The following is a 22,837-nucleotide window of genomic DNA, read 5'->3' as shown; positions in this document are numbered from 1 at the left end:
GGGGTGAGACAGTTGCTCCCGCACACGTGGGCTCACACAAGCCCGTTTCTCTAAGGGGGGCCTCACTCCAGGCGCGAGAGGCGCTCTTCCAGCGCGGCGATCCGGGCTTCGAGTTCTTCGATGCGTTCCACCGACACGCCGCTGGCTGGGCTGCGTTCGGCCGCTTGCTGGCGGGCGGCGAGCAGGGTGTCGATGTCGGCTGGGTCGCCCAGGGCGTGCATATAGCGGTCTTCGCGCTGGCCGCTCTGGCGCGGGATCAGCAGGGCCAGGCCCCGGGAGATCAGGCGTTCGAGTTGGTGCACCACTTGTTCGCTGTCCTCGAAGTCGTGCATGCGCCCGCTGCGGGTCAGTAGTTCGTTGACGGTCTGCGGGCCGCGCAAAAACAGCAGGCCGCAGAGGATTACCTGGGCCGGCACCAGCTCCAGGGCTTTGTCCACGCGATGCTCCCAGCGGTCGGCGCGGCTGCCCATCACCAGGCGCGTGAAGCCCAGCCCTTCGAGCACCCGCAGGCTTTGGCCGACCTGGCCTTGGCTGAGGTTCATCACTGGCTCGCGGCTGGTCTTCTGGTTGCAGGCCAGGACGAGGGCATTGAGGGTCAGGGGGTAGGTTTCCGGGCTGGTGGCCTGCTTTTCGATCAGGGCGCCCAGAATCCGGATTTGCGTGGCGTCCAAGCGCTGCGGTGCGGGGGTGGTGTCTTCGGTGCTCATCGCGCGTTCCCTATGCTGTTCAAGCGGCCTAGCCTAATCCTTGCGCGGTAAAAGACAAGCCGCACCGTGGCCCGGGCATGGCTATAATCGCGCCACGTTCACCCCTTGCGAGATTGACATGACTATTTCCCTGCACGCCGCCTCCGTTCCTGTGTTCAAGCAAATGCTCAACGCCCTGAGCAACGTCCTCACCAAGGCCGAAGCCCACGCGAGCGCCAAGAACATCGACCCGGCCGTTTTCCTGCAATCGCGCCTGTACCCGGACATGTTCCCGCTGGTGCGCCAAGTGCAGATCGCCGTGGACTTCGCCAAAGGCGTCAGCGGCCGCCTGGCCCAGGTCGAACTGCCTAAGTACGACGACAGCGAAACCACCTTCGCCGAGCTGCAAGCACTGATCGCCAAGGTCCTGGCGTTCCTCGACGGCATCGCCCCGGCCCAGATCGACGGCAAGGAAGGCATCGAGATCATCACCCGCCAGGGCACGCCAAAAGAGAAGCGCTTTAGCGGCCAGGCCTACCTGCTGACCTACGGCTTGCCGCAGTTCTTCTTCCATGTCACCACCGCGTACGCGATCCTGCGCCACAACGGTGTGGAAGTGGGCAAGCGCGACTACATGGGCGCGTTCTAACCCCCCCCAGATGCACAAAAGCCCACCCCGGTTTGCGCCGGGGCGGGCTTTTTTGTGCCGTGAATGTCAGGCGGCGCGTTGCGCCTGTTCTTCCTGGGCCATGCACGCGGCGGCGGTAAAGAGCACGTCGGTGGAGGAGTTCAGCGCTGTTTCGGCCGAATCCTGCAACACGCCGATGATGAAACCGACAGCCACCACCTGCATGGCGACTTCGCTGGGGATGCCGAACAGGCTGCACGCCAGCGGAATCAGCAGCAGCGAGCCGCCGGCCACGCCCGAGGCGCCGCAGGCGCAGATCGCCGCGACCACACTGAGGAGGATGGCGGTGGGGATGTCCACGGTAATGCCCAGGGTGTGCACGGCGGCCAGGGTCAGCACGGTGATGGTGATCGCCGCGCCGGCCATATTGATGGTGGCGCCCAGGGGGATGGAGACCGAGTAGGTGTCTTCATGCAGGCCCAGGCGTTTGCTCAGCTCCAGGTTGACCGGGATGTTGGCCGCGGAGCTGCGGGTGAAGAACGCGGTGATACCGCTTTCGCGCAGGCAGGTGAACACCAGCGGGTAAGGGTTGCGGCGCAGTTTCCAGTAGACGATGGCCGGGTTCATCACCAGCGCCACGAACAGCATGGAGCCCAGCAGCACAGCCAGCAGTTGCAGGTAACCGAGCAGGGCGCCGAAACCGGAGGTGGCGAGGGTGGAGGCCACCAGGCCGAAGATCCCCAGGGGCGCAAAGCGGATGACGACGCGCACGATCAGGGTCACGCCGTTGGACAGGTCATCCAGCACCGTGCGGGTGGTTTGCCCGGCGTGGCGGATGGCGATGCCCATGCCGATGGCCCAGGTCAACACGCCGATGAAATTGGCGTTCATCAGGGCGCTGATGGGGTTGTCCACGGCGCTGAGCAGCAGGCTTTGCAGCACTTCGCTGATGCCACCGGGCGCGGTGACGGCCACGTCGTGGGTCGCCAGCACCAGGGTGGAGGGGAACAGCATGCTGGCGATCACCGCGACCACCGCGGCGGCGAAGGTGCCCAGCAGGTACAGGAACAGAATCGGGCGGATGTGGGTTTCCTGGCCGTGGCGGTGGTTGGCGATGGAGGCCATCACCAGGATGAACACCAGGATCGGGGCCACTGCCTTGAGCGCCGAGACAAAGACCTTGCCGATGAAGGCCGTGGACCGTGCCGCGTCGGGCAGCACCAGGGCCAGGGCGATACCGGCCAGCAGGCCGATGAGAATCTGGGTGACCAGGCTCATATTCTTGAGCTTGTGCAACAGGGAAGGGGCAGCAGTCATGGCGCTATCTCTGATTGTTAGGGGTGCTGTGATTCACGTGGGGCGTGCCAGCGGCGGCGCCATCCACGGGGGGTGTGGCGTTGGCAGGGGGCGGACTTTATCACAGCGTCAGCCAAGTCCTTCAGACCTGTGACGATCCGTCGCCGGAATGTTTTAGGGGGAATGCATCCGAAAGTCTCTGTTAAGCTGCGCCATCTTTTTCCATCTTCAGTCAGTGGGCCTTCGGGCTAGCGCTGGCGTTGCCGTTTGCGGAGTTTTTGCATGCTGTTGCCCATCCTTCTGTTGTCTGCCGCCGGGTTCACGGTGCTAACCACGGAATTCATCATCGTCGGCCTGTTGCCCGCCATCGCCCGGGACCTGGACGTCAGCGTGCCCCAGGCCGGTTTGCTGGTGACCCTGTTCGCCTTTACCGTGGCCGCGTTCGGGCCGTTTCTCACCGCGTATTGCGCGCGGTTCGAGCGCAAGCGCCTGTTCGTCTCGGTGTTGGTGATGTTTGGCCTGGCCAATACCCTGGCGGCGCTGGCGCCTAATATCGGGGTGATGGCGTTGGCGCGGCTAGTGCCGGCGCTGGGGTTGCCGGTGTTTTGGGCGCTGGCCAGTGAAACGGCGGTGGGCATCGTCGGGCCGGCCTACGCCGGGCGGGCGATTGCGAAAATCGGCTTCGGCATCGTCTGCGCCACGGTGTTTGGCATCCCGGTGGGCACGCTGATTTCCGACGCGTTTGGCTGGCGCAGTGCGTTCGCCCTCCTGGCGGTGATCGCGTTCGCCAAGGCGCTGCTGCTGTTGGTCTACCTGCCCAGAACTGACCTGCATAAACAGCAGGTGAGTTTGCGCGAGCAATTCAAGATCCTGCGCGAGCCCTTGATGCAGGGGCATGTGCTGCTGTCGATCCTGGTGTTCAGCGGCATGTTCACCGCCTACACCTACCTGGCCGACATCCTCGAACGCCTGGCCGGTTTCGATGGCACCCTGGTGGGCTGGTGCCTGATGGGCTTTGGCGCGGTGGGGTTGATCGGCAACTCCCTGGGCGGGCGGATGGTCGATCGTCACCCGTTGATCGCTTCGATGGTGTTCTGCTTCTTTATGATCGGCGGCATGGTGGCCTTGGTGCCGAGTATTCACTCCACCCTGGGCCTGGCGGCCGCGATGGGCATCTGGGGTGTGACCCAGGCTGCGCTGTTTCTGGTTAGCCATGTGCGCTTGATGAAGGCCGCGCCCCACGCACCGGCCTTCGCCGCTTCGCTAAACATTGCCGGGGCGAACCTGGGCATTGGCCTGGGGGCGATGGTGGGAGGGCGGGTGATTGACACCCTCGGGCTGGGCAGCCTGGGCTTTGCCGCCGCCGGGTTTATCCTGCTGTCGATCCTGCTGGCGTTGGGCTTGATGCGCCTCAAACCGGCCCAGGCCTGTGCCTAAAGCGCGGTAAACAACTCGCGGCGGGCGCCTTCGGTAATGGCCACGATGCCGGGGTGCTTGACCTTGCGCTCCACGGAAATGGCATAGAACGACTCGCTTACCGCATCGGTCTGGCCGATCAACTCGACGCCGTACTGGCGTGTCACCTCGTCGGCAATCACGCTGGGGCTGATGAAAATGCCACTGCCCGATTGCCCGAACGCCTGCATCAAGGCGCTGTCGTCGAACTCACCAACGATGCGTGGCTGGATCTGTTGCTCGGCGAACCAGCGCAACAAACGGCTGCGCACTACGGTTTCCTGCCCGGGAATCAGCAGCGGTGCGCCATGCAGGCTGCGTGGGAAGTCCTGGCCATAGCGCTGGGCCAGGGCGGGGGTGGCGAAAAAACTGATACCGCATTCCCCCAGTTTCTGGCTGTAGCCCTTGATGTCCAGGTGCGAAGGCATGGGGCTGTCGGAGATCACCAAGTCCAGGCGCTGGATCGCCAGGTCGGCCAGCAGGCGTTCGAGTTTGTCTTCGCGGCAGGTGATGTGGATCGGCTCGCTCAGTTCCATGGTCGGGGCGATCAGGCGATAGACAATGGATTTGGGCACCACATCCGCCACGCCGACGCGAAACTGTACTTGCTGCTGGTTGGGTTGGGCGCGCAGCATGGCTTCGAGTTCGTTGCCGGTCTGGAACATCTGCTCGGCGTAGGGCAGGGCCTGGCGGCCGGCTTCGGTCAGCTCCAGTTGCCGGCCGACGCGGCGAAATAGCTCAAGGCCATAGGTTTGCTCCAGCAGGCTGATTTGCCCGCTGATGGTCTGGGGCGTGAGGTTCAGTTGCTCGCACGCGCGCACGATGCTGCCGGTTTTGGCCACGACCCAGAAGTAGTGCAGTTGCCGGTAGTTGAGCATAAGGGCGCCAATATTCGTAAAAAGCGAAGTATAGCTGCTGAAAATACGAATTTTACTGAAGTATTTGCCTCCTTAGAATGCCGCGCTATTGACGGGCCATCACTGGGCCCGGTTCAGGCCACTGAGGACACCCCACCATGAACATCAAAAAACTCGGCGCTGCGGCGCTGCTGGCAGCATCCTTGTTGGCGTTGGCCGGCTGCGACCAGGCCGAAAAAAGCGCCCAGCAGTTGATGGGCAAAGCCGCCGAAACCGCCAAGCAGGCGATCGACGATACACAAAAAGCCGCCGAGCAAGCCCTCGGCGACGCCACCGGCGGAATCATCAGCAAGCGCCAGACGCCTGCCGAAGACGATGAAAAACAATCCAGCACCTCGCAAGAAATCTAATTCGCGTACACCGAGTCAGGACTGACCCATGGACTATCTGTTACAGCTCGCTGCAAGCCCCACCGCGTGGGTGGCCTTGGCCACCCTGGTCGTCATGGAAATCGTGCTTGGCATCGATAACCTGATCTTTATCTCGATCCTGACCAACAAACTGCCCGAGCAGCATCGCGCCAAGGCGCGACGCATCGGTATCAGCATGGCGCTGATCCTGCGCCTGGGCCTGTTGAGTACCATCGCCTTTATCGTGCAGTTGACGGAGCCGGTGATCGACGTATTCGGCCATGCGTTCTCCTGGAAGGACATGATCCTGATCGCCGGCGGCCTGTTCCTGCTATGGAAAGCCACCACCGAAATCCACCACAGCATGGACCCTTACGAGCAGACCGAAGCGAGCGTCAGTTCCAAGGTGACCATCGGTTTTGCTGCGGCCATTGGCCAGATCCTGATGCTCGACCTGGTGTTTTCCATCGACAGCATCATTACGGCGGTGGGCATGACCGAGCACTTGCCGATCATGATTATCGCGGTGGTGGTCTCGGTGCTGGTGATGCTGCTGGCGGCCGAGCCTTTGGCCAAGTTCATCAATGACAACCCGACGGTGGTGATGCTGGCGCTGGGCTTCTTGATAATGATCGGCATGACGCTGATTGCCGAAGGCTTCGGCGCCCATGTGCCCAAAGGCTACGTCTACGCCGCCATGGCGTTCTCGGCCGTGATCGAGTGCTTGAATATGCTGTCGCGCCGGGCGCGGCAAAAGCGTAGCGCCGAACAGGCCTGACGCGAACCACGAAAAACGGCCGCCTGCGCTAATCGCGTGGCGGCCGTTTTTTTATGGGGATTTTGCAGGGTTTCTCAGTGGGCGTTTGCCGGGCGTGCAGGGGTTTTCTTCAGGGGCGTGGGGCGAGGTTCCGTGTGCGGGTGATGGTGCCGGCGGGCGATGCGCAGCACGCCCCATAACATCGCGGTGGCGACGGCGAGCCAGCTGAAAATCAGCAGTGTGATAGTGGTTGCCAGGCCCATGAGTGCCTCCTTTGCCCCGTCGCGGGGCCTACGCTCTTTACAGGGGACAGTCTAGTCTGTGCAGTGTTTCAGGCTATTGACCAATGGTCGTGTGCGCTCAACTTGTTTGCTCTATCGAGGCTGGGCAACTGGCGCTTAAGGCTATAGGGGCCCTATGATCGGGGGCCGAGCCGGGTGCCTGTCTGCCTGGTGTGTTCAAGAGAGTGATGATGTTGCCTGTATTTTCTCGATTTAAATTTGTGCTGCTCGCGGGTGCTTGTGTCCTGGGCCTGATGGGCTGTGCGGGCAGTCCAAGGCCCGGCTTGCAGGGGTTGCCGGAGCGCGTTGAGCTGACGGGGCTGCCGTTCTTCCGGGGCGATGCCTATCAGGGTGGGCCACAGGTGCTGGCCAGCATGATTTCCCAGCAGGGCATCGTGATTACACCGGGGTTGCTGCTCAAGTCCCTGCACTTGCCGGGCGCCGAGGCGCAACTGGAGCAAAACCTCCAGGTCGCGGCCCGGGATTTCGGCATGGTGGTCTATCCCCTGGACAACACCCTGGCGCAGGTTCTGACTCAGGTGGCCGCTGGCTATCCGGTGATGGTGCGCATAACTGAAGGGTCGGCGTTCTGGGCAGAGCCGCGTTACGCCATAGTCGCCGGCTACAACCGGCACAAACAAACGATACTGCTGCGCTCGGGGATGAACCGACGCCTGGTGATGGGGTTTGGCAGCTTTGAGTCTGCCTGGGACAGTGCCGGGCATTGGGCGATTTTGGTCCAGGGGCCGACGCAGATCCCGGCCAAGGTCGATTCACAGCGGTGGCTCAAAGCCGCGGCTGACTTGGCCCAGGCTGGGCAAGAGCAAGCGGCGGCCAGAGCGGTCAAGGCCCTGGGCGCCCACTGAAGCAAGCAAAAAACGGCACATCGAGTGCCGTTTTTTCATCTGCAGCTCGCCTTACTTGGCAGCTTCCACCAGGCCGGTTTGACGGGCCTTGAGGTTCTTGTCCGCTTTATAGCGCAGCGCGACATCCGGCACGTCACCGCTTATCCCGGTCTCAACCCACTTGCGGATGCGGCTGGCATCGGCGAAGTGGGTGTATTTGCCAAAGGCGTCCAGTATCACCAGCGCCACTGGGCGCTGGCCCATGGTGGTCACCAGCACTAGGCAATGGCCGGCCTGGTTGGTGAAACCGGTCTTGGTCAGTTTGATGTCCCAGTTCTCTCGGTTCACCAAATGGTCTGTGTTACGAAAGCCCAGGGTGTAGTTGGGCTTGCGGAAGGTCACGGTTTTCTCCTTGGTGGTGCTCAGCTCACTCAGCAGTGGGTACTTGCGGGCGGCCAGCAGCAACTTGCTCAGGTCGCGGGCAGTGGACACGTTCTGAGTAGACAGCCCGGTAGGCTCGACATAGTGGGTGCTGCTCATACCCAGGGCCTTGGCCTTGGCGTTCATCGCGGCAATGAACGCGGCGTAACCGCCGGGATAATGGTGGGCGAGGCTGGCGGCGGCACGGTTTTCCGAGGACATCAGGGTTATCAGCAGCATGTCCCGGCGGCTCAACTCGCTGTTGAGCTTGACCCGGGAAAACACACCTTTCATTTCCGGTGTATTGCTGATGGAGACCGAAATGTACTCATCCATGGATTGTTTGGCTTCCAGTACGACCAGCCCGGTCATCAACTTGGTGACTGAAGCGATGGGCACCACGACGTCGGGGTTGCTTGAGTAGATGATTTTGTTGGTCTGTAAATCCAGCAGCATGGCGCTGCCGGAAGCGATATGGAGTTGGGAGGTGTCGCGGGGGGCTTCTATGGTTTCACGAGCGACGACGCTCGAGGTAATGGCAGCGCCTGTAAATGCAAACAATAAGCTGAGGATCGAAATACGAATTTTCACGCAGGTGCGCTCACTCAAAAATGGGTACGCCGTTATGCAACGGGCTTTTCTCATTAAAACGTTACATTTTATGAGTATGTGCGAGAAAAGCGAAAGGCGCCCGTAAAGCTTGGGTAATACGCGGGTGTCTGTTAGGTCGGTACCGGTTCTGTCGCCCTCTTTTTCGAGAAAGCCCGCACTGGGCGGGCTGTGCGGGTAGTTCAGTCCTCTTTCGGGACAACCCAGGAAACCTGCACGCCGCCATCCTCACGGTGCACCAGGGTGACATTGTCGGCTTCGTCAATGTCTTCCAGCAGTTGTGTCCAATCGTCAGAGGACTCGTCAGGGGATTTGTGGATCACGGCACGCTTGGAGGTTTGCGCGCCGGTGGAATTGATGATTTTCTGAATCCGAGTGGCAAGCAGCTCATAAGACGTAGGTGGCTTGGGGGTTGCGGCTTTCTTGGCCATGGGTAAGTCTCGCTTTACTGTTTAAATATACAGTATATGGCGTTTGCTTCATTTGACAAGATGACCAGTGCGCAAATTTTGGCTTCGGGCGCCCACAAAAAAACCGGCGCTCATGACAAGCGCCGGTTTTTTGAGGGGCGGGCTGCTGGCCGGCGATCAGCCGTGCAGGGTTTCCGCCGCGTAAAGGGTGTTTTCAAGCAGGCAGGCACGGGTCATCGGGCCGACGCCGCCAGGGACGGGTGTGATCCAGCCGGCACGGGGCAGGGCGGTCTCGTAGACCACATCGCCTACCAACTTGCCGTCTTCCTGGCGATTGATACCAACGTCGATCACGATCGCGCCTTCCTTGATCCACTCACCTTTCACTAGGCCGGGTTTACCGGCAGCCACGACAACGAGATCAGCGCGGCCAACGTGGCCGGCGAGGTCCTTGGTGAAGCGGTGGGTGACGGTGACGGTGCAGCCGGCGAGCAGCAGCTCCATCGCCATTGGCCGGCCAACGATGTTGGAAGCCCCCACGACAACGGCGTTCATGCCATACAGGTCTGCGCCTGTGCTTTCCAAAAGGGCCATGATGCCCTTGGGAGTGCACGGGCGCAGCAAGGGAATGCGCTGGGCAAGGCGCCCTACGTTGTAAGGGTGGAAGCCGTCGACGTCTTTGTCCGGGCGAATGCGTTCTAACAGCTTGGACGCGTCCAGATGCTCGGGCAGGGGCAGTTGCAGTAGCACCCCGTCGATGTTCGGGTCGTCATTAAGACGGTCGATTAGGTCAGTCAGGGCCTGCTGGGTGGTATCGCTGGGCAGGTCATAGGCCTGGGAGAGGAAGCCAACCTCTTCACAGTCTTTACGCTTGTGCGAGACATAAACCTGAGAGGCAGGATCGCTGCCGACCAGAATCACCGCGAGGCCAGGCGTGCGCAGGCCTTGCTGGCTACGCTCGGCGACACGTTTGGCGATCTGCTGGCGCAGGCTGGCGGCGATTGATTTGCCGTCGATTAGTTGTGCAGTCATTGCGCGTGATTAACCATCGAGAGGGAGAAGAAAAGAGGCCGCATTCTCGCATGCCAGGACGTGAGGGCAAAGGCGCTTGGTCTGCAAATTCCCCTAACCCCTTTAATTAAATGAATTTTTTTTAAAAAAGAGTTGACGACCTTTAGGCTCACCTATAACATTCGTCGCACTTGTCGGGCACAGCCTAGCACTGGTTGAGAAGGTCGAGCTGAATCGAAGTTTGATTTGGTAAGGCTGAAAGCACTTGGTTTGTAATCGTCAAAGAATACAGATTAACAAGGCGCCCGTAGCTCAGCTGGATAGAGCATCCGCCTTCTAAGCGGATGGTCGCAGGTTCGAGTCCTGCCGGGTGCGCCATTAGGCAGCTTTGGCACAAGTAACGCAACATGGCAATATGGTGGGCGTAGCTCAGTTGGTAGAGCACGGGATTGTGACTCCCGTTGTCGAGGGTTCGATCCCCTTCGTCCACCCCATATTTAGAAAGGCGCCAGGCTAAATAGTCTGGCGTCTTTGCTTTAAGAGCTTGATACGCGGATGTGGTGGAATTGGTAGACACACTGGATTTAGGTTCCAGCGCCGCAAGGTGTAAGAGTTCGAGTCTCTTCATCCGCACCAAACAAGTAGCTATTGGCTAACAAAAAGCGGCGCAGCACCTGAAAAGGGCTGCGCCGTTTTCGTTTCAGGGCATGGTAGTTCTGGGGTGCGTGTTTTGGTGAAAAAGGGTTCTTGGCGTTCATCATTGTGTTTCTTGATGCTGCACGGGTGTTCGTCGGTCTCCTTGTTGGGTCGATAGTCGGGTTCTGGCGTGTGTTCTTCTATATATAGAAGGGTTGGTTCAGGGATTTGGCGCGATTTGCTGTATTTGCTCTCGGGATAGGCCTACTGGCTTATGTCTATCCATAAATGGTCTGCTGTTTTTTACCCTTTTTCAGTAGGGTGACTTCTTGAGTTCGACCCTCTAGAATGCATGCCCTTGATTCTGGGGTCGGAAACGGCCGGCTAACGTCTGTGCAACGAGGAATATCCATGCAAGTTTCTGTTGAAAATACTTCTGCTCTTGAGCGCCGCATGAGCATCACCGTGCCAGCTGAGCGCATTGAGACCCAGGTCAACAAGCGTCTGCAGCAGACCGCCCAAAAGGCCAAGATTGCAGGTTTCCGCCCTGGCAAGGTGCCAATGAGCGTGATTCGTCAGCGTTATGAAGCTGATGCTCGCCAGGAAGCGGTCGGTGACGTGATCCAAGCTTCCTTTTATGAAGCCGTGGTTGAGCAAAAGCTGAACCCTGCTGGCGCGCCTTCCGTAGAGCCAAAGGTTCTGGAGAAGGGCAAGGATCTGGAATACGTTGCTACTTTTGAAGTGTTCCCAGAGTTCACTGTTGCCGGTTTCGATTCGATTGCTGTTGAGCGCCTGAGTGCTGACGTGACCGATGCGGACTTGGACAAGATGCTGGAAATCCTGCGCAAGCAAAATGTGCGCTTTGAGCTGGCTGATCGTGCTGCGCAGAACGAAGATCAATTGAACATCGATTTCGTCGGTAAGGTTGACGGCGAAGTGTTCGCTGGCGGTTCCGCTAAGGGCACTCAACTGGTATTGGGTTCCGGTCGCATGATCCCTGGCTTTGAAGATGGTTTGGTTGGCGCCAAGGCCGGTGAAGAGCGTGTATTGAGCCTCACTTTCCCGGCCGACTATCAGAACCTTGACCTGGCTGGTAAAACTGCTGAGTTCACCGTTACCGTGAACACCGTGTCTGAGCCGAAATTACCTGAGTTGACCGAGGAATTCTTCGCCCAGTTCGGTATCAAGGAAGCAGGTATCGACGGTTTCCGCGCCGAAGTTCGTAAGAACATGGAGCGTGAATTGCGTCAGGCGATCAAGTCCAAGGTCAAGAATCAGGTAATGGATGGTCTGCTGGCCACCAACCCGATCGAAGTGCCGAAGGCATTGCTCGACAACGAAGTCAATCGCCTGCGCGTACAGGCCGTTCAGCAGTTCGGTGGCAACATCAAGCCCGACCAATTGCCGGCTGAGCTGTTTGAAGAGCAAGCCAAGCGCCGCGTCGTGCTGGGCCTGATCGTGGCTGAAGTGGTCAAGCAATTCGACCTCAAACCGGACGAAGATCGCGTTCGCGAGCTGATCCAGGAAATGGCTTCTGCTTATCAGGAGCCAGAGCAAGTCGTGTCTTGGTACTACAAGAACGATCAGCAAATGAACGAAGTCCGTTCGGTTGTGCTGGAAGAACAAGTTGTGGATACTGTTCTGCAGAAGGCTAGCGTGACCGACAAATCGGTCTCTTACGAAGAAGCGGTCAAGCCGGCAGAAGCAGCACAAGCCGACTGATATCTGATTCGTTTGAAAATACACACATAAGCCAGCCTCGCGCTGGCTTATGTGTATTCAAGACATGACTATTTGGGAGTGACTGCAGGACATGTCCCGCAATTCTTATTATCAGCAGAGTTCTGACATCCAGGCCGCAGGCGGCCTGGTCCCGATGGTAGTCGAGCAGTCCGCCCGTGGCGAACGCGCCTATGACATCTATTCGCGCCTCCTCAAGGAGCGCGTGATCTTCCTGATTGGCCCCGTAGAAGACTACATGGCCAATCTGGTTGTGGCGCAACTGCTGTTCCTTGAAGCGGAAAACCCGGACAAGGACATCCATCTCTACATCAACTCGCCAGGTGGTTCCGTAACGGCAGGGATGTCGATCTACGACACCATGCAGTTCATCAAGCCTGACGTTTCCACCATGTGTATTGGCCAGGCCTGTAGCATGGGTGCATTCCTGCTCGCCGGTGGCGCAGCGGGCAAACGCCACTGCCTGCCTAACTCGCGGATGATGATTCACCAGCCGCTGGGTGGTTTCCAGGGGCAGGCGTCGGACATCGACATCCATGCCAAGGAAATCCTGTCCATTCGTCACCGTCTCAATACTTTGCTGGCTCATCACACCGGTCAAAGCCTCGAAACCATCGAGCGTGACACCGAGCGTGACAACTTCATGAGTGCAGAGCGAGCGGCTGAATATGGCCTGATCGACTCGGTGCATGCAAAGCGCAATATGCCCGCCTAAGTAGCCTGGATGCGGGTGGTTGGTTTAACTGACCACCTGCGGACTTGAAAAAGCCCGCAATAGCCTTCATCTTGTGTTGCAAGCCTATCGGATTTGGATCGATCGAATGACTGACACCCGCAACGGCGAGGACAACGGCAAACTGCTTTATTGCTCCTTCTGTGGCAAAAGCCAGCATGAAGTGCGCAAATTGATTGCCGGCCCCTCGGTCTTTATCTGCGACGAGTGCGTCGACCTGTGCAACGACATCATCCGTGAGGAGGTGCAGGAAGCACAGGCCGAAAGCAGCGCGCATAAATTGCCTTCGCCTAAAGAAATTAGCGGCATCCTTGACCAGTATGTGATTGGTCAAGAGCGTGCAAAAAAGGTTCTGGCCGTAGCGGTGTACAACCACTACAAGCGTTTGAACCAGCGTGACAAGAAAAATGACGACGTCGAACTCGGCAAAAGCAATATCTTGCTGATCGGCCCGACAGGTTCAGGCAAGACCCTGCTGGCCGAAACATTGGCCCGCCTGCTGAATGTGCCGTTCACCATCGCTGACGCAACCACGCTCACCGAAGCCGGTTACGTGGGGGAGGATGTCGAAAACATCATTCAGAAGCTGCTGCAGAAGTGTGATTACGACGTAGAGAAAGCCCAGATGGGTATTGTCTATATCGATGAAATCGACAAGATTTCCCGCAAATCTGACAATCCGTCCATCACCCGGGATGTTTCCGGTGAAGGCGTGCAGCAGGCACTGTTGAAACTGATCGAAGGTACTGTCGCCTCCGTTCCGCCTCAAGGTGGTCGTAAGCATCCTCAACAGGAATTTCTGCAGGTCGACACGCGCAACATCCTGTTTATCTGTGGCGGTGCATTCTCGGGGCTGGAAAAGGTTATTCAGAACCGTTCCACTCGCGGCGGCATCGGCTTCGGTGCAGAGGTTCGCAGCAAGGAAGAGGGCAAAAAAGTCGGCGAATCCCTGCGTGAAGTTGAGCCTGACGATTTGGTCAAGTTCGGCTTGATTCCGGAGTTCGTAGGTCGGTTGCCGGTTCTGGCAACCCTGGACGAACTGGACGAGGCTGCTTTGATGCAGATCCTCACCGAGCCCAAGAATGCCTTGACCAAGCAGTATGCCAAGCTGTTTGAGATGGAAGGCGTTGATCTTGAGTTCCGTGCCGATGCCCTCAAGTCGGTCGCCAAACGCGCCCTTGAGCGTAAGACTGGTGCTCGCGGCCTGCGCTCCATCCTTGAAGGTGTACTGCTCGACACTATGTATGAAATCCCCTCGCAGTCTGAGGTGAGCAAAGTAGTGATCGACGAAAGCGTCATAGAAGGCAAGTCCAAGCCACTGTATATCTACGAAAACAGTGAGCCGACCGCCAAGGCAGCGCCAGACGCCTAAGCGTCACCCTGCTGGAATAAAGAAGGGGCCTTCGGGCCCCTTTGCTTTTACTGTCTTTAAGTGACGCCTTGGAGCTTGTTTTTTTTCAGGGCTGCCCCCATCTTGGCTTCAAGCTTACATCCATCTGTTTACGGCCTTATGGCCGCCGTAGAGGCGAAATCATGAAGACAACCATCGAATTGCCTCTCCTGCCATTGCGTGATGTTGTGGTCTATCCGCACATGGTTATCCCGCTGTTCGTGGGGCGTGAGAAATCTATCGAAGCCCTCGAGGCCGCGATGACGGGCGACAAGCAGATTCTCCTGCTCGCCCAGCGAAATCCCGCTGATGATGATCCTGATGAAGACGCTCTCTATCGTGTAGGCACCGTTGCAACGGTCCTGCAGTTGCTCAAACTGCCCGATGGCACCGTGAAGGTGTTGGTAGAAGGAGAGCAGCGTGGCACCGTGGAGCGCTTCAGTGAAGTTGATGGGCATTGCCGTGCTCAAGTCGCGCTGATTGAAGAGGCGGACGCTCCCGAGCGTGAGTCGGAAGTCTTCGTGCGCAGCCTGCTGTCGCAATTTGAGCAGTACGTACAGTTGGGTAAGAAAGTGCCTGCCGAGGTACTGTCTTCGCTCAACAGCATCGATGAGCCCGGTCGCCTGGTGGATACCATGGCGGCGCATATGGCGCTCAAGATCGAACAGAAGCAGGAAATACTCGAGATTATCGACCTGTCTGCTCGGGTCGAGCATGTATTGGCGTTGTTGGACGCCGAAATTGATCTGCTACAGGTTGAAAAGCGCATTCGTGGGCGCGTGAAGAAGCAGATGGAGCGCAGTCAGCGCGAGTACTACCTGAATGAGCAAATGAAGGCCATTCAGAAAGAATTGGGTGACGGTGACGAAGGTCACAATGAAATTGAAGAGCTGAAAAAGCGTATCGATGCTGCCGGGTTGCCGAAAGATGCAATGACCAAGGCTATGGCTGAGCTGAACAAGCTCAAACAAATGTCGCCGATGTCGGCTGAGGCAACAGTCGTACGTACGTATATCGACTGGTTGGTTCAAGTTCCTTGGAAGGCCCAGAGCAAGGTGCGCCTGGACTTGGCACGTGCCGAAGACATTCTCGACGCTGACCACTATGGCCTTGAAGAGGTCAAGGAACGGATTCTTGAGTACCTCGCCGTACAAAAACGAGTGAAGAAGATCCGCGGCCCTGTGCTGTGCTTGGTCGGCCCTCCTGGTGTAGGTAAAACCTCTTTGGCTGAGTCGATTGCCCACGCAACAAACCGTAAATTCGTACGCATGGCCCTTGGCGGTGTGCGAGACGAGGCAGAAATTCGTGGTCATCGACGGACATACATCGGTTCGATGCCGGGAAGATTGATTCAAAAAATGACGAAAGTGGCGGTGCGCAACCCGCTGTTCTTGCTCGACGAAATCGACAAGATGGGCAACGACATGCGTGGCGATCCGGCCTCGGCATTGCTCGAGGTGCTTGATCCTGAGCAGAACCACAATTTCAACGACCACTACCTTGAAGTCGATTACGACCTCTCCGATGTGATGTTCCTGTGCACGGCGAACTCCATGAACATTCCGGCAGCCTTGCTTGACCGGATGGAAGTCATCCGTCTGCCGGGTTACACGGAGGATGAGAAGATCAACATCGCAGTCAAATACCTCTCACCCAAGCAGATTCAGGCCAATGGCTTGAAAAAGGGCGAGCTGGAATTTGACGCGGAGGCGATTCGCGACATTATCCGCTACTACACACGCGAGGCCGGTGTGCGTGGGTTGGAGCGCCAGATTGCCAAGGTGTGTCGTAAGGCGGTCAAGGAACATGCGTTGGAAAAGCGCTTCTCGGTGAAAGTCACTGCTGACTTGCTTGAGCATTTCCTCGGTGTGCGCAAATTCCGTTATGGTCTTGCTGAGCAGCAGGACCAGATCGGCCAGGTGACAGGCCTTGCCTGGACTCAGGTGGGCGGCGAACTGTTGACTATCGAAGCGGCCGTAGTGCCTGGTAAAGGTCAGCTCATCAAGACCGGTTCGCTGGGCGATGTGATGGTCGAGTCGATCACCGCAGCCCTGACGGTCGTACGCAGTCGTGCGAAAAGTCTGGGTATTCCCCTGGACTTCCACGAGAAGCGTGATACTCACATCCACATGCCGGAAGGGGCCACCCCCAAGGATGGGCCGAGCGCCGGTGTGGGTATGTGCACGGCCTTGGTGTCGGCGCTGACCGGGATTCCTGTACGTGCGGATGTAGCCATGACCGGTGAAATCACTTTGCGTGGCCAGGTGCTCGCTATTGGAGGTCTGAAAGAAAAACTGTTGGCGGCTCATCGCGGTGGAATCAAAACCGTGATAATCCCGGAAGAGAACGTTCGTGATCTGAAGGAAATTCCTGACAACATCAAGCAAGATCTTCAGATTAAACCGGTTAAATGGATTGACGAAGTCCTGCAAATTGCGCTGCAATACGCGCCGGAGCCCTTGCCGGATGTGGCTCCCGAGATAGTTGCAAAGGATGAAAAGCGCGAGTCTGACTCTAAGGAAAGAATTAGCACGCATTAGTACGTATTAGCCTGGGGGGCTTCCTTGACAGCTTTTTAGAGCCCTTGTTATAAAGCGGCTCTTAGGTGCCTGTAGGCCACTCAGCACTCGTTTTTGCTTTTACCAAAAAACTTAGAATCATACTCAATAGATATAAGGGGACTTACGAGTGAACAAGTCGGAATTGATCGAAAAAATCTCTGAAAAAGCTCAAATCTCGAAAGCTACTGCTGGCGTTGTGCTGGACGCAGTGATCGAATCCGTTACTGGCGCACTCACGGCCGGCGACTCTGTTGTACTGGTTGGTTTCGGTACTTTCTCCGTGACTGATCGTCCAGCTCGCATTGGTCGTAACCCACAGACCGGTAAGACACTGGAAATCGCAGCCGCTAAAAAGCCAGGCTTCAAAGCCGGTAAAGCGCTGAAAGAAGCTGTCAACTAAGCCTCCTTCAGGTTTTTTACCTATCCGGGTCGGGGTCATTCCTGACTTGGCAGCGGAGCGGCAGTCCAGTGAGTCAAACGACTTGCTGTGACGCCGGGAGCGCGGATTCGGCTCCCTCTGCTCCGCCAGTTACGAGAAGGCGCATCCTCGGATGCGCCTTTCTTCTATCCGGATTCTACCCACGCTCCACGGTTGTCTAATTTGAAGTACAACCGTTTCTGGGGGACGCATGCTGCAGAATATCAGGGACAATTCACAAGGCTGGATTGCCAAAACCATTATCGGGATCATCGTTGTATTGATGGCATTCACCGGTATCGAGGCCATTTTCCAGGCAACGACCAACAGCCAGGACGCCGCCAAGGTCAATGGTGACGAAATCAGTCAGAACGAGCTGAGCCAGGCGGTCGACATGCAACGTCGGCAACTGATGCAGCAACTGGGCAAGGATTTCGATGCGTCCTTGCTCGACGAACAGATGCTGCGTGAAAGCGCGCTCAAAGGGCTGATCGACCGCAAGCTGTTGCTGCAAGGCGCAGACAAGTCGAAGTTCGCCATCTCCGAGCCGGCGCTGGATCAGGTGATCCTGACCATGCCGGAGTTTCAGGTCGATGGTGCATTCAACGCCGAGCGTTTTGACCAGGTGATCCGTCAGTTGGGCTATAGCCGCCTGCAATTCCGCCAGATGTTGGCCCAGGAAGTGCTGATCGGTCAGGTTCGTGCTGGCTTGGCCGGCAGTGCCTTCGTCACCGACGCCCAGGTACTGGCGTTTGCCCGTCTGGAAAAACAGACCCGTGACTTCGCTTCGTTGAACGTCAAGGCGGACCCGGATGCGGTCAAGTTGACCGACGAAGAGGTCAAGGCCTACTACGACGAGCACGCCAAGGAGTTCATGACGCCGGACCAGGTGGTCATCGATTACCTGGAGTTGAAGAAAGCTTCGTTCTTCGACCAGGTCACTGTCAGCGACGAACAGTTGCAAGCCCAATATCAGAAAGAAACCGCAAACCTGGCTGAACAACGCCGTGCCGCGCACATTCTGATTGAGGTCAACGACAAGCTGAACGAAGCGCAGGCCAAGGCCAAGCTTGAAGAAGTTCAGCAGCGCCTGGCCAAGGGTGAAAGCTTCGAGGCCCTGGCCAAGGAGTTCTCCCAGGACCCAGGTTCTGCCACCAACGGTGGTGACCTCGGTTACGCCGCTCCAGGCGTCTATGACCCCGCGTTTGAGACGGCGCTGTATGCCCTGGGCAAAGATCAGGTTTCAGCCCCGGTGCGCACCGATTTTGGCTGGCATCTCATCAAACTGTTGGGTGTAGAAGCGCCTGAAGTGCCGAGCTTCGCCAGCCTGAAAGACAAGCTGACCCGTGAACTCAAAGCCCAACAGGTCGAGCAGCGTTTCGTCGAGGCGACCAAGCAATTGGAAGACTCCTCCTTTGAAGCGTCTGACCTAGCCCAGCCTGCGCAAGAGCTCAAGCTGACCGTGCACACCTCCGCGCCGTTTGGTCGCGAAGGGGGCGAGGGGGTGGCTGCCAGCCGTACCGTGGTGCAGGCTGCGTTCAGTCCGGAAGTGTTGGATGAAGGTGCTAACAGCACCGCCATCGAACTGGACCCGGAAACGGTCGTAGTCGTGCGGGTCAAGGAGCACCGCAAGCCTGAGCAATTGCCGCTCGACGCCGTGTCCGCGAGCATCCGCGCACAGTTGGCCAAAGAGCACGCCAGCGCTGCGGCCAAGACTAAGGCTGAGGAGTTGATCGCCAGCCTGCGTGATGGCAAGACGCCGTTGAACGGTCAGGACTGGAAAGTCGTGCAAGCGGCGACCCGCAGCCAGGAAGGGATCGACCCTACTGTGTTGCAGGCGCTGTTCCGCATGCCTAAGCCTGTATCCAAGGACAAGCCGAACTTCAGCAGCGTCACGCTGGCGGACGGCAGCCTGGTGATCGTGCGCCTGGACGGCGTGAACGAAGCGGCCGCCCCGAGCGAGGACGAGAAGGCACAGATTCGTCGCTTCCTGGCTTCGCGGATTGGTCAGCAGGACTTCACGGCTTACCGCAAGCAATTGGAAAATGAAGCAGACATCAAGAAGTTCTGATGCCTGACTGAGTGTTCGCGCTGTAAAAAAGACCCCGGCCGCAATGCCGGGGTCTTTTTTGTGCCGTACTCAGCGAACGCTTGGGAAGCCGTGGGCCCGGGCGTCCACGGCGCTTTTCGCGAGCACGGCGTGCCGCCGCGCCCCGATGACCTGGCGGACCACGCCTGCGTTGCGGGTATTTATCGATCATCTGTGTGCGCGACTTTTTCCGGCCACCCTCGGGGCGTAAGCTGGGCGTCGCGCTTAAAGGAAGCGCCCCTGTGTATCGATCTGTTGCACAATACGCCCCGAACCGTTTTGCTCAGGATGCTCAATGTTTAATTCATTCCACAGGCGTGCCTTGCTCCTGGCGCTGGTGATGGCAGGCGTAGCCGGTTGCTCGTCGAAGAAAACCGCCATTTACGAACATGAAAACTTCGCCCAGTCCGGCACCTTTTCGCGCAACTACCCGGTCAGCGACACCGCCAGTTGCGAGGCCGCGCGCCGTGCGCTGCTCAGCCAGGGTTACATCATCACCAGCAGCGACCCCAAACTCATCAGCGGGCACAAAAGCTTTCAACAGACCGGCGACACTCACATGGAGATCAGCTTCAGCGTGGTCTGCGCCGAAGACGGCAGCGCCGGACACCATGCCACGATGTTCGCCAATGCCCTGCAGGACCGTTATGCGCTGAAGAAGATCAACAACTCCGCCAGCCTGGGCGTTGGGGTGTTGGGTTCGGTGTCGATGCCGATCGGCTCCACCGATGATTCGATGGTCAAGGTCGCCAGCGAGACGGTGTCCTCGCCCAAGTTCTACGAGCGCTTCTTCGCTTTGGTGGAAGTCTTCCTACCCGCTCAGGTGAAGGAAGCTGCCCATATCCCGGAAAAACCCCAGGCCGACCTCGGTATGCCAGAAGCCGCGACTGCAGAGCCTGCACCGCTTGAACCGCCGACGCCCGCGCCGGCCGTGGAGCCTGCGCCCGTGGCCCCGGTGGAGCCCGCCCCGGTAGAGCCTGCATCGCTACCGCAGGAAGCCGCGCCGGCGGCCTCGCAACCGCTGGCGCCACCGGTCGAAGCGGCGCCGATTGCCCCGGCCGCGGCCCCTGAACCGGCCCCTGAACCGGCCCCTGAGCCAACCCCGCAACCGGCGCCAGACAGCATCACCCCCCCTGTGCAGGACAGCAGCCTGCCGCCGCCCACAGAACCGATCCCGGCATTGCCGGGCAGCGGGCAGTAACCTCGGGTCGCCACGGGCTTGGGCGGGGTCGGATCGACTTAGCAGCGGCTGATGGCCGGCCCCCGGTAAATCGCCAACAGCCTGTTGCGTTTAAGAGCTACAGGCGCGATTCATTTTTCCTTCACATCCTCGCCCTATGCTCAAACCCAGACTCAGCGAACCCAGAGGTTTGGACAATGGACGACTATCAGGAAGAACTGCTCGAATTCCAGGCGTTTGAACACGACCCGAGCGAGGACGCTACGGAGCTTTGAGCCGCAAGCGGCAAGCAGGTTCGGCACTTGCAGCTAGCCGCTTGCGGCTCCCCCTCCTATCCGTTGCGCCCGGCGAAATTCCCCCGGCGTTTGGCTATTCCACCGTTTGAACGCGCGTTGGAAGGCTTCGGCCGAGGCGAAGCCGAGCAGGTAGGCGATTTCGCCGAACGCCAGTTCGGTGTCGCGGATGTAGGTCATGGCCAGGTCGCGGCGGGTGTCGTTGAGGATGGCGCGAAATTGCGTGCCTTCTTCGGCGAGTTTGCGGCGCAGGGTCCAGGTCGGCAGTTTCAGGCGGGCTGCCACTTCTTCCAGGTCGGGTTCCCGACCGCCACTGAGCAATGGCCCCAGCAGGGCGATGATGCGTTCGCGCAGGCTGCGGGTGCGGGTCAGTTGTTCCAGTTCCCGTTCGCATAATTGCAGCAAGTGCCGCCAGGTACTGGGGCAGTGCACCGGGTTGCGTAGAGCCAGGCTAGCCTGGCCCAGGCGCAGCTGGTTGTGCTCGGCGGCAAAATACAGCGGGCAATTGCCGAGCACGGCATAGGCCTGGCGGTAGGGCGGCTCAGTGAATTCGATGTCGATGCGTTCGGCCAGCAGGGTTTGCCCGGCGACGCGGGACAACTGCTGCAACCAACTGGTGATGATCGAATCCACCACGAAGCGGTTGTAGGCGTTGTAGGGGCTGATGGAGTAAAAGCGCAGCCACGCGCCTCGGGCATCTTCATGGAAGCTCGATTGGCCGCGGTAGTTGGTGCCGTACAACGCTTCAAAGCGAATCAGGCAGCGGGCCGCCTCGCGCACGGTGGGCGCCTGGGCGGCGGTGACGCCGGCCAGCCCCAGTTGCTCCAGGCGACTGAGCCGGCCCATGCGCAGGCCCAGGGCCGCATCGTCGGTCAATTGAATGGCGGCGTGGCCCAGGCGCATGTAGCGCGGGATCGACAGCCGCGCCCCCGCTTGCCCGAGCCTGGCGCTGTCCAAACCGTATTGATCGAGCAGCGGTTGCGGGTTCAGGCCATGGCTGGCCACGGCGTCGGCCAGGCTTTGGACGAAGCCCACCGACAAGTCCCCGAGGCGCATCGGCTGGGGTTTCATGGCTTACAACCAGAGGTTGAGCAGGCGCGCCACGGGGGCGCTTGGCGCTGTGAAGGCCTGGGCGCCCTGGCGGATCACGCTGATTCCGCCCAGGCGTTGTTCCCAGAACTGGCCGTGGCTGAACACGCTGACGCTCGCGGTGCCCTGTTGGCCGAGCAGGGGCGCCAGTTGCGCCGGGGCCAGCCCGGCGCCTTGCCACGGGGCCAGCCCTGTGAAGGCCACCGGCGCGGCCACCAGTTTCACGCCTTGGGCATCGAGTTGGCGGTAGTTCTGCAGTTCGGTGCTGGCGTTACCCAGCAACAGGCCCAAGGGCCCGGCGGGGGTGGGGAAGACCTGCAACGGCTGCGCCTCGGCGCCGGGCCGGGCCTGACGTTGGGGCTGGCCGATGGGGAGGCCGTCGCGGCCGAATACCAGCGCGCTGTTGTAGAGCGCGCCGCTGCCAACGACCAGTACGCCGTTGCGCACGCTGGGCTCGGGCAGTACCACGGAGCCGGCCACCAGGGTTACGCCGAATTCCCGGGCCAAGCCGCCGAACAGTTGTTGATAGTCCGCCGCCACACCCGCGGCCTTCATGCGCAGGTAGCTGTCTTGCAGCCTGCCGGGGCCTTGGGCGCCGACAAAGGCGCGGGCGAACGCCACTGGGTTGCTCGCGGCCAGCCAATTCAGCGCCTGGGCCTGGTTGGCGGCTTGGTACAGCTCGTCTTTCTCACCGCCCAGTAGCAGCCAGGTGCCGATGTGCTCGGGCAGTACGACGATGGTTTTTTCATTGAGCAGGTGCTGTTCGCGGGCCTGCTGCAAGTAGGCGCCGAGCTTGCGCTGCAGGCGTTGCGGGTTCTGGTAGTCGGTGGCGAACAGCAACGGTTCGATGCCCAGCAGGTTGCCGCGCTCGCCTGGGGTGCCCTGGTTCACTGCGACCATGCTACGCAGGTCCGACAGGTAGTGGCCCGCCGGGCGCTTGGTGGTCCACAGGCCATAGGTGGTGAGGGCGGCGGCCAGGGCCGCGATGAAGATCAAGCAAAGCAATTTGCGCATGGAGAAGCAGTCGGCGGCCGTGGGCGAGT

At 59.3% G+C, this 22,837-nt stretch carries 21 protein-coding genes and 3 tRNA genes; 15 read left to right on the top strand and 9 right to left on the bottom strand.

What is annotated here, in order from left to right:
* Window positions 1-62: 62 nt before the first annotated feature.
* Window positions 63-707, bottom strand: coding sequence for a YceH family protein (locus tag AC19YT_RS11805; RefSeq protein ID WP_095110977.1), 645 nt, complete (start codon window positions 705-707; stop codon window positions 63-65).
* Between the two features lie 118 nt (window positions 708-825).
* Here AC19YT_RS11805 and AC19YT_RS11800 point away from each other — a divergent pair, with 118 nt between their 5' ends.
* On the top strand, window positions 826-1,335 hold the full coding sequence (locus tag AC19YT_RS11800; protein WP_095110976.1) for a DUF1993 domain-containing protein: 510 nt from the start codon (window positions 826-828) through the stop codon (window positions 1,333-1,335).
* 66 nt (window positions 1,336-1,401) lie between these two features.
* Here the strand turns inward: AC19YT_RS11800 and sstT are convergent, their stop codons facing one another.
* Entirely contained in the window at window positions 1,402-2,631 is a 1,230-nt protein-coding gene (gene sstT, locus AC19YT_RS11795) for a serine/threonine transporter SstT (RefSeq protein WP_500610295.1), read from the bottom strand.
* Between the two features lie 261 nt (window positions 2,632-2,892).
* Between sstT and AC19YT_RS11790 the strand changes: the two genes are divergently transcribed.
* Entirely contained in the window at window positions 2,893-4,047 is a 1,155-nt protein-coding gene (locus tag AC19YT_RS11790) for an MFS transporter (protein WP_500610294.1), read from the top strand.
* On the opposite strand, the gene nhaR is transcribed toward AC19YT_RS11790, so the two are convergent.
* A complete protein-coding gene (gene nhaR, locus AC19YT_RS11785) occupies window positions 4,044-4,943 on the bottom strand; it encodes a transcriptional activator NhaR (RefSeq protein ID WP_095110973.1) in 900 nt (299 codons plus the stop codon). The genes AC19YT_RS11790 and nhaR overlap by 4 nt on opposite strands.
* A 137-nt stretch (window positions 4,944-5,080) precedes the next feature.
* Between nhaR and AC19YT_RS11780 the strand changes: the two genes are divergently transcribed.
* Together AC19YT_RS11780 and AC19YT_RS11775 are read left to right on the top strand one after the other, a co-directional pair.
* The gene (locus AC19YT_RS11780) at window positions 5,081-5,332 is read left to right on the top strand and encodes a hypothetical protein (RefSeq protein WP_500610293.1); all 252 of its coding nucleotides are present in this window, start codon (window positions 5,081-5,083) and stop codon (window positions 5,330-5,332) included.
* 28 nt (window positions 5,333-5,360) lie between these two features.
* Complete coding sequence (locus tag AC19YT_RS11775) at window positions 5,361-6,110, top strand: TerC family protein (protein WP_095110971.1); 750 nt, start codon at window positions 5,361-5,363, stop codon at window positions 6,108-6,110.
* A gap of 74 nt (window positions 6,111-6,184) precedes the next feature.
* Here the strand turns inward: AC19YT_RS11775 and AC19YT_RS11770 are convergent, their stop codons facing one another.
* Window positions 6,185-6,352, bottom strand: a complete 168-nt coding sequence (locus tag AC19YT_RS11770; protein ID WP_176465165.1) for a hypothetical protein — start codon at window positions 6,350-6,352, stop codon at window positions 6,185-6,187.
* Window positions 6,353-6,561: 209 nt separating this feature from the next.
* On the opposite strand from AC19YT_RS11770, the gene AC19YT_RS11765 reads away from it, so the two are divergent.
* Complete coding sequence (locus AC19YT_RS11765; RefSeq protein ID WP_500610292.1) at window positions 6,562-7,236, top strand: peptidase C39 family protein; 675 nt, start codon at window positions 6,562-6,564, stop codon at window positions 7,234-7,236.
* A gap of 51 nt (window positions 7,237-7,287) precedes the next feature.
* Here AC19YT_RS11765 and pbpG read toward each other — a convergent pair whose 3' ends face one another.
* The 3 genes from pbpG to folD form a co-directional block, all read right to left on the bottom strand.
* Window positions 7,288-8,226 carry a D-alanyl-D-alanine endopeptidase gene (gene pbpG, locus AC19YT_RS11760; RefSeq protein WP_500610291.1) on the bottom strand — a complete coding sequence of 313 codons (939 nt, stop codon included), beginning with the start codon at window positions 8,224-8,226 and terminating at the stop codon, window positions 7,288-7,290.
* Window positions 8,227-8,426: 200 nt separating this feature from the next.
* Entirely contained in the window at window positions 8,427-8,675 is a 249-nt protein-coding gene (locus AC19YT_RS11755) for a DUF1654 domain-containing protein (RefSeq protein ID WP_095110969.1), read from the bottom strand.
* Window positions 8,676-8,831: 156 nt separating this feature from the next.
* Window positions 8,832-9,686 carry a bifunctional methylenetetrahydrofolate dehydrogenase/methenyltetrahydrofolate cyclohydrolase FolD gene (gene folD / locus AC19YT_RS11750; protein WP_500599347.1) on the bottom strand — a complete coding sequence of 285 codons (855 nt, stop codon included), beginning with the start codon at window positions 9,684-9,686 and terminating at the stop codon, window positions 8,832-8,834.
* 280 nt (window positions 9,687-9,966) lie between these two features.
* On the opposite strand from folD, the gene AC19YT_RS11745 reads away from it, so the two are divergent.
* The 10 genes from AC19YT_RS11745 to AC19YT_RS11700 all read left to right on the top strand — a co-directional run bounded on the left by AC19YT_RS11745 (window position 9,967) and on the right by AC19YT_RS11700 (window position 20,433).
* A tRNA-Arg gene (locus AC19YT_RS11745) sits at window positions 9,967-10,043 on the top strand.
* Between the two features lie 40 nt (window positions 10,044-10,083).
* A tRNA-His gene (locus AC19YT_RS11740) sits at window positions 10,084-10,159 on the top strand.
* Between the two features lie 57 nt (window positions 10,160-10,216).
* Window positions 10,217-10,301 (top strand) — tRNA-Leu (locus AC19YT_RS11735).
* A gap of 411 nt (window positions 10,302-10,712) precedes the next feature.
* A complete protein-coding gene (gene tig, locus AC19YT_RS11730; protein ID WP_500610290.1) occupies window positions 10,713-12,023 on the top strand; it encodes a trigger factor in 1,311 nt (436 codons plus the stop codon).
* A gap of 91 nt (window positions 12,024-12,114) precedes the next feature.
* On the top strand, window positions 12,115-12,756 hold the full coding sequence (gene clpP, locus AC19YT_RS11725) for an ATP-dependent Clp endopeptidase proteolytic subunit ClpP (protein WP_095110445.1): 642 nt from the start codon (window positions 12,115-12,117) through the stop codon (window positions 12,754-12,756).
* A gap of 106 nt (window positions 12,757-12,862) precedes the next feature.
* Window positions 12,863-14,146 carry an ATP-dependent Clp protease ATP-binding subunit ClpX gene (gene clpX, locus AC19YT_RS11720; protein WP_095110446.1) on the top strand — a complete coding sequence of 428 codons (1,284 nt, stop codon included), beginning with the start codon at window positions 12,863-12,865 and terminating at the stop codon, window positions 14,144-14,146.
* A 161-nt stretch (window positions 14,147-14,307) separates the two neighbouring features.
* On the top strand, window positions 14,308-16,704 hold the full coding sequence (lon, locus tag AC19YT_RS11715; RefSeq protein ID WP_095110447.1) for an endopeptidase La: 2,397 nt from the start codon (window positions 14,308-14,310) through the stop codon (window positions 16,702-16,704).
* A 148-nt stretch (window positions 16,705-16,852) separates the two neighbouring features.
* Window positions 16,853-17,125 (top strand): HU family DNA-binding protein, encoded by a 273-nt coding sequence (locus AC19YT_RS11710; protein ID WP_095110448.1) that lies wholly within the window; start codon window positions 16,853-16,855, stop codon window positions 17,123-17,125.
* 229 nt (window positions 17,126-17,354) lie between these two features.
* The gene (locus AC19YT_RS11705) at window positions 17,355-19,214 is read left to right on the top strand and encodes a SurA N-terminal domain-containing protein (protein WP_500610289.1); all 1,860 of its coding nucleotides are present in this window, start codon (window positions 17,355-17,357) and stop codon (window positions 19,212-19,214) included.
* A 313-nt stretch (window positions 19,215-19,527) separates the two neighbouring features.
* Window positions 19,528-20,433, top strand: a complete 906-nt coding sequence (locus tag AC19YT_RS11700) for a DUF2242 domain-containing protein (RefSeq protein WP_500610288.1) — start codon at window positions 19,528-19,530, stop codon at window positions 20,431-20,433.
* Window positions 20,434-20,720: 287 nt separating this feature from the next.
* On the opposite strand, the gene AC19YT_RS11695 is transcribed toward AC19YT_RS11700, so the two are convergent.
* Window positions 20,721-21,776, bottom strand: coding sequence for an AraC family transcriptional regulator (locus AC19YT_RS11695; protein WP_095110451.1), 1,056 nt, complete (start codon window positions 21,774-21,776; stop codon window positions 20,721-20,723).
* Between the two features lie 3 nt (window positions 21,777-21,779).
* Window positions 21,780-22,808, bottom strand: a complete 1,029-nt coding sequence (locus AC19YT_RS11690) for a carbon-nitrogen hydrolase family protein (protein ID WP_500599351.1) — start codon at window positions 22,806-22,808, stop codon at window positions 21,780-21,782.
* Between the last annotated feature and the right edge of the window lie 29 nt (window positions 22,809-22,837).

The sequence above is a fragment of the Pseudomonas sp. MF08875 genome (genome assembly GCF_059862525.1).
This window is presented reverse-complemented; position numbering and strand designations above follow the sequence as displayed.

What these genes read in the sequence shown, in the direction of transcription:
- AC19YT_RS11790 (WP_500610294.1), top strand. Translation starts at nt 2,893, where the DNA reads ATGCTGTTGCCCATCCTTCTGTTGTCTGCCGCCGGGTTCACGGTGCTA.
- AC19YT_RS11805 (WP_095110977.1), bottom strand. Translation starts at nt 707, where the DNA reads ATGAGCACCGAAGACACCACCCCCGCACCGCAGCGCTTGGACGCCACG.
- AC19YT_RS11690 (WP_500599351.1), bottom strand. Translation starts at nt 22,808, where the DNA reads ATGCGCAAATTGCTTTGCTTGATCTTCATCGCGGCCCTGGCCGCCGCC.
- AC19YT_RS11765 (WP_500610292.1), top strand. Translation starts at nt 6,562, where the DNA reads ATGTTGCCTGTATTTTCTCGATTTAAATTTGTGCTGCTCGCGGGTGCT.
- AC19YT_RS11700 (WP_500610288.1), top strand. Translation starts at nt 19,528, where the DNA reads ATGTTTAATTCATTCCACAGGCGTGCCTTGCTCCTGGCGCTGGTGATG.
- lon (WP_095110447.1), top strand. Translation starts at nt 14,308, where the DNA reads ATGAAGACAACCATCGAATTGCCTCTCCTGCCATTGCGTGATGTTGTG.
- clpX (WP_095110446.1), top strand. Translation starts at nt 12,863, where the DNA reads ATGACTGACACCCGCAACGGCGAGGACAACGGCAAACTGCTTTATTGC.
- AC19YT_RS11695 (WP_095110451.1), bottom strand. Translation starts at nt 21,776, where the DNA reads ATGAAACCCCAGCCGATGCGCCTCGGGGACTTGTCGGTGGGCTTCGTC.
- AC19YT_RS11775 (WP_095110971.1), top strand. Translation starts at nt 5,361, where the DNA reads ATGGACTATCTGTTACAGCTCGCTGCAAGCCCCACCGCGTGGGTGGCC.
- tig (WP_500610290.1), top strand. Translation starts at nt 10,713, where the DNA reads ATGCAAGTTTCTGTTGAAAATACTTCTGCTCTTGAGCGCCGCATGAGC.
- AC19YT_RS11800 (WP_095110976.1), top strand. Translation starts at nt 826, where the DNA reads ATGACTATTTCCCTGCACGCCGCCTCCGTTCCTGTGTTCAAGCAAATG.
- AC19YT_RS11780 (WP_500610293.1), top strand. Translation starts at nt 5,081, where the DNA reads ATGAACATCAAAAAACTCGGCGCTGCGGCGCTGCTGGCAGCATCCTTG.
- AC19YT_RS11755 (WP_095110969.1), bottom strand. Translation starts at nt 8,675, where the DNA reads ATGGCCAAGAAAGCCGCAACCCCCAAGCCACCTACGTCTTATGAGCTG.
- clpP (WP_095110445.1), top strand. Translation starts at nt 12,115, where the DNA reads ATGTCCCGCAATTCTTATTATCAGCAGAGTTCTGACATCCAGGCCGCA.
- sstT (WP_500610295.1), bottom strand. Translation starts at nt 2,631, where the DNA reads ATGACTGCTGCCCCTTCCCTGTTGCACAAGCTCAAGAATATGAGCCTG.
- nhaR (WP_095110973.1), bottom strand. Translation starts at nt 4,943, where the DNA reads ATGCTCAACTACCGGCAACTGCACTACTTCTGGGTCGTGGCCAAAACC.
- AC19YT_RS11705 (WP_500610289.1), top strand. Translation starts at nt 17,355, where the DNA reads ATGCTGCAGAATATCAGGGACAATTCACAAGGCTGGATTGCCAAAACC.
- folD (WP_500599347.1), bottom strand. Translation starts at nt 9,686, where the DNA reads ATGACTGCACAACTAATCGACGGCAAATCAATCGCCGCCAGCCTGCGC.
- AC19YT_RS11770 (WP_176465165.1), bottom strand. Translation starts at nt 6,352, where the DNA reads ATGGGCCTGGCAACCACTATCACACTGCTGATTTTCAGCTGGCTCGCC.